This is a genomic window from Bradyrhizobium sp. 197, from assembly GCF_023073375.1.
Lineage (GTDB): Bacteria > Pseudomonadota > Alphaproteobacteria > Rhizobiales > Xanthobacteraceae > Bradyrhizobium.
On sequence record NZ_JADPJJ010000120.1, the window covers coordinates 1 to 3979 of the forward strand.

At 65.8% G+C, this 3979-nt stretch carries 1 protein-coding gene; it reads left to right on the forward strand.

Annotation, left to right across the window (positions count from 1 at the left end):
• Positions 1–3979 (forward strand): non-ribosomal peptide synthetase (locus IVB27_RS27585; RefSeq protein WP_247446183.1); only part of this gene is annotated, 3979 nt, incomplete at both ends.

Genomic DNA, 3979 nt, shown 5'->3' on the forward strand with positions numbered 1-3979 from the left:
GATCGAGATCGCGCTGGCGCAGATCTGGGCCGAGCTTCTGGGCCTGGAACGTGTCGGCCGGCACGACAACTTCTTCGAGCTGGGCGGGCACTCACTGCTGGCGGTTCAACTGATGGAACGTTTGCGGCGGCTGTCGCTTGGGGTCGAGGTGCGCACCCTGTTCGCCAAGCCGGTGCTGGCCGATCTTGCCGCAAGCCTGGGCAGCCATCATGAGGTGGCGATCCCCGCCAACCTGATCACGGAGCAGAGTGCAGCGATTACACCAGAGCTGCTGCCGCTCATCGAGCTGGCGCAGCCGGAGATCGACCGGATTGTCGCCACGGTGCCTGGCGGTCTCGGCAACATCCAGGACATTTATGCCCTGTCGCCGCTGCAGGACGGCATCCTGTTCCATCATCTGTTGGCGAGGCGAGGCGATCCATACCTGCTGGTCTCGCAGATGGCATTTGCCGACCGGGCTCTGTTGGAGCGCTACCTTGCCGCGGTCCAGCGGGTGGTGGACCGGCACGATATCTTAAGAACGTCGTTTGTCTGGGAGGGCCTGTCGAGCCCGGCCCAGGTGGTTTGGCGGCGAACACCACTCGAGGTCACCGAGGTCGCGCTGGATGGATCTGATGGTGCTGAGCAGCTCAGGCAACAGTTTGATCCGCGTCAGCACCGGATCGATCTTGGCCGGGCGCCCTTGTTGCGGTTTGTGATTGCGCGCGAGCCCGGCAGTGCGCGCTGGCTGCTCCTGGAGCTGCAGCATCATTTGATCGGAGATCACACGACGTCGGAAGTGATGCATGCCGAGGTTCGGGCCGTGCTCGGCGGTCGCGATCACGCGCTGGCAGCACCACAGCCGTTCCGCAATCTGGTGGCGCAGGCACGACTGGGAGTTGGAGCGCAAGAGCATGAGCAGTTCTTCCGGAGACTGCTGGCAGACATCGATGAGCCGACGCTGCCGTTTGGGCTGAGCGAGGTGCGCGGCGACGGCAGTGGAGCCGGCGAGGCGCGGCGGATGCTGCCGCGCGAGCTCAACGAGCGGCTGCGAGTGCAGGCGCGGCGGCTCGGGGTGAGCCTGGCGAGCCTGTGCCATCTGGCCTGGGGGCAGGTGGTGGCGCGCAGCAGCGGGCGTGAGCAGGTGGTGTTCGGCACGGTGCTGTTCGGCCGCATGCATGGAGGCGCCGGCGCCGACCGCGCCATGGGCCTGTTCATCAACACCCTGCCGCTGCGGCTTGATCTGGATGGCACCGGGGTCGAGGCGAGTGTCCGGATCACGCATCGCCGGCTGGCCGAGCTGCTGGCGCACGAGCATGCCTCGCTGGCCTTGGCGCAACGCTGCAGCAGCGTTGCGGCCCCGGCGCCACTGTTCAGCGCGCTGTTGAACTACCGTCATAACACGCCAGCGCCAAGCTCCGGACCGGACGATGTGCTATCCGGCGTGGAATGGTTGGGTGCGGAAGAACGCACCAACTATCCGCTGACCTTGTCGGTGGAGGATTTTGGCGAGGCGCTCGGCCTGACGGCGCAGGTGGCGGCGCCCATATCTGCGGACCGGGTCTGCGGCTACATGCAGCGGGCGCTTGAGCAACTGGCTGAGGCGCTGGAGCATGCCCCCAACAAGCCGGTGCGAGAGCTGGACATCCTCCCGGCTGACGAGCGGGCGTACCTGCTGGAGGAACTGAACCGCACGGCGGCGGCGTATCCGTCAGAGCGGTGCATCCATGAGCTGTTCGAGGCGCAGGTCGCCAAGACGCCGGATGCGGTGGCGGTGGTCTGTGCGGACGAACGCTTGAGCTATGGCGAGCTCAATGCGCGGGCCAACCGCCTGGCGCATCATCTGATCGCACTCGGGGTGAAGCCGGACCAGCCGGTGGCGATCTGCCTTGCGCGCAGCGTTGCGATGGTGGTGGGGCTTTTGGCGATCCTGAAGGCGGGTGGCGCCTATCTGCCGCTGGATGCGGCCTATCCGAGTGCGCGGCTGCACCAGGTGCTCAAGGATGCGGCGCCGCGTCTGCTGCTGGCCGACGAAGCCGGCCGTGCCGCGCTTGGCCCTGAGGCGCTGGCCGATGTGAGCGTTGTCGATCTTATCGCAGCCACACCCGCCTGGGCCGAGCTGCCCGCTTGTAATCTCGACCCGCGCGCGCTCGGCCTGACCTCGCGCCATCTCGCCTACGTGATCTACACCTCCGGATCCACAGGCACGCCCAAGGGCGTCATGATCGAGCATGCGAGCACGGTGAACCTGCTGCATTGGAGCAGCGAGGTGTTTGCGGAATCAGAGATCAGCCGCACCCTGTTTTCCACCTCGATCAGTTTTGATCTGTCCGTCTACGAGTGCTTCGTTCCGCTTTCGCAAGGAAGCACGCTTTACGTTGTTGAGAATGCGCTGGCGTTGGCCGAGAGGTCTTTGGATATCTCCTTGATCAACACAGTGCCCTCGGCGATCGCCGCTCTGGTCGACAAGAAAGCCGTGCCGGTTTCCGCAAGCGTGATCAATTCGTGCGGCGAGCGGCTGAAGGTAGGCCTCATAGAGAAGGCCTTCGAGAGCAGTCGCGTAGAGAAGATTTATAACCTTTACGCGCCGTCTGAAACCACCACGTACTCAACCTGGATCTGCTTGCGAAGGGGAGAGGCTGTCGTTGAGACGATTGGCCGTCCGATTGCGAACACGCGGGTGTATCTGCTTGACGGTGATGGTGCGCCTGTTCCGTCTGGGGCGGTGGGCGAGCTTTACATCGGCGGGGCGGGAGTGGCGCGCGGCTATCTGAACCGTCCCGAGCTGACGGCGGAGCGGTTCATCGCCAGTCCCTTTGTCGAAGCCGACCGGCTGTACCGCACTGGCGATCTGGCGCGCTATCTGCCGGACGGCAATCTGGAGTTTTTGGGGCGCAATGACGACCAGGTGAAGATCCGCGGGTTCCGGATCGAGCCCGGTGAGATCGCGGCGCGGCTTGCCGAGCACGCCTGGGTGCGCGAGGCGGTGGTGGTGGCGCACCAGGATGGGACGGGCGAGCCGCGACTCGTTGCGTATCTCGTCGCGGCGGCCGAGCATGCGGCCGACGCTGAGGGGGGCGATCTTGCCGGCACCTTGCGCGCGCACCTAAGTGAGCGGTTGCCCGAGTACATGGTGCCATCGGCGTTTGTGCAGCTGGCGGCGCTGCCGCTGACGCCGAACGGCAAGCTCGACCGCAAGGCGCTGCCGGCGCCGCAAGATGAGGCGTATGCACGCGCCGTCTATGAGGCACCGCAAGGCGAGATCGAGACCGCGCTGGCAACGATCTGGGCCGAGCTTCTGGGTGTTGAGCGGGTCGGACGCCACGACCACTTCTTTGCGCTCGGCGGCCACTCGCTGCTCGCGGTGCGGCTGTTGAGCCGGGTCTCGCAGGTTGTTGGCGTCGCACTGCCGCTGAGCACGCTGTTTGCGAAACCGGTGCTGGCCGATCTGGCCGCGAGCCTCGTGGATGAGTTGAGCCGCTCCGGCGCGCAAGACCTGCCGGCCATTGTGGCCGTGCCGCGTGATGCGGCGCTTGTGCTGTCGTTTGCGCAGCAGCGGCTGTGGTTTTTGGCGCAGCTGGATCAGAGCGGCACGAACTATCACATTCCACTGGCGTGGCGGCTCAAGGGTGGGCTCGACCGCAGCGCCTGGCAGCGCAGCCTGGACCGTGTGTTGGCGCGCCAGGAGGCGCTGCGCAGCGTCTTTGTCGCGCCGGAGGGCAAGCCCTGGGTGGAGCTGCTGCCGCAGGATGCGGGGCTGCCGGTTGTGGAGCACGATCTGCGGGACAGGCCGGATGCGGACGAGGCGCTATTGGACCTGTGCAGGGAAGAGGCGCGCACGCCGTTCGATCTGGCGCGCGGCCCGCTGATCCGCGGCCGCTTGATCCGGATCTCGGATGAGGAGCACGTGTTCCTGCTGACGCAGCATCATATTGTCTCGGATGGCTGGTCGCTGGGCGTGTTGGCGCGTGAACTCAGTCAGCTGTACCGGGCGTTCGTG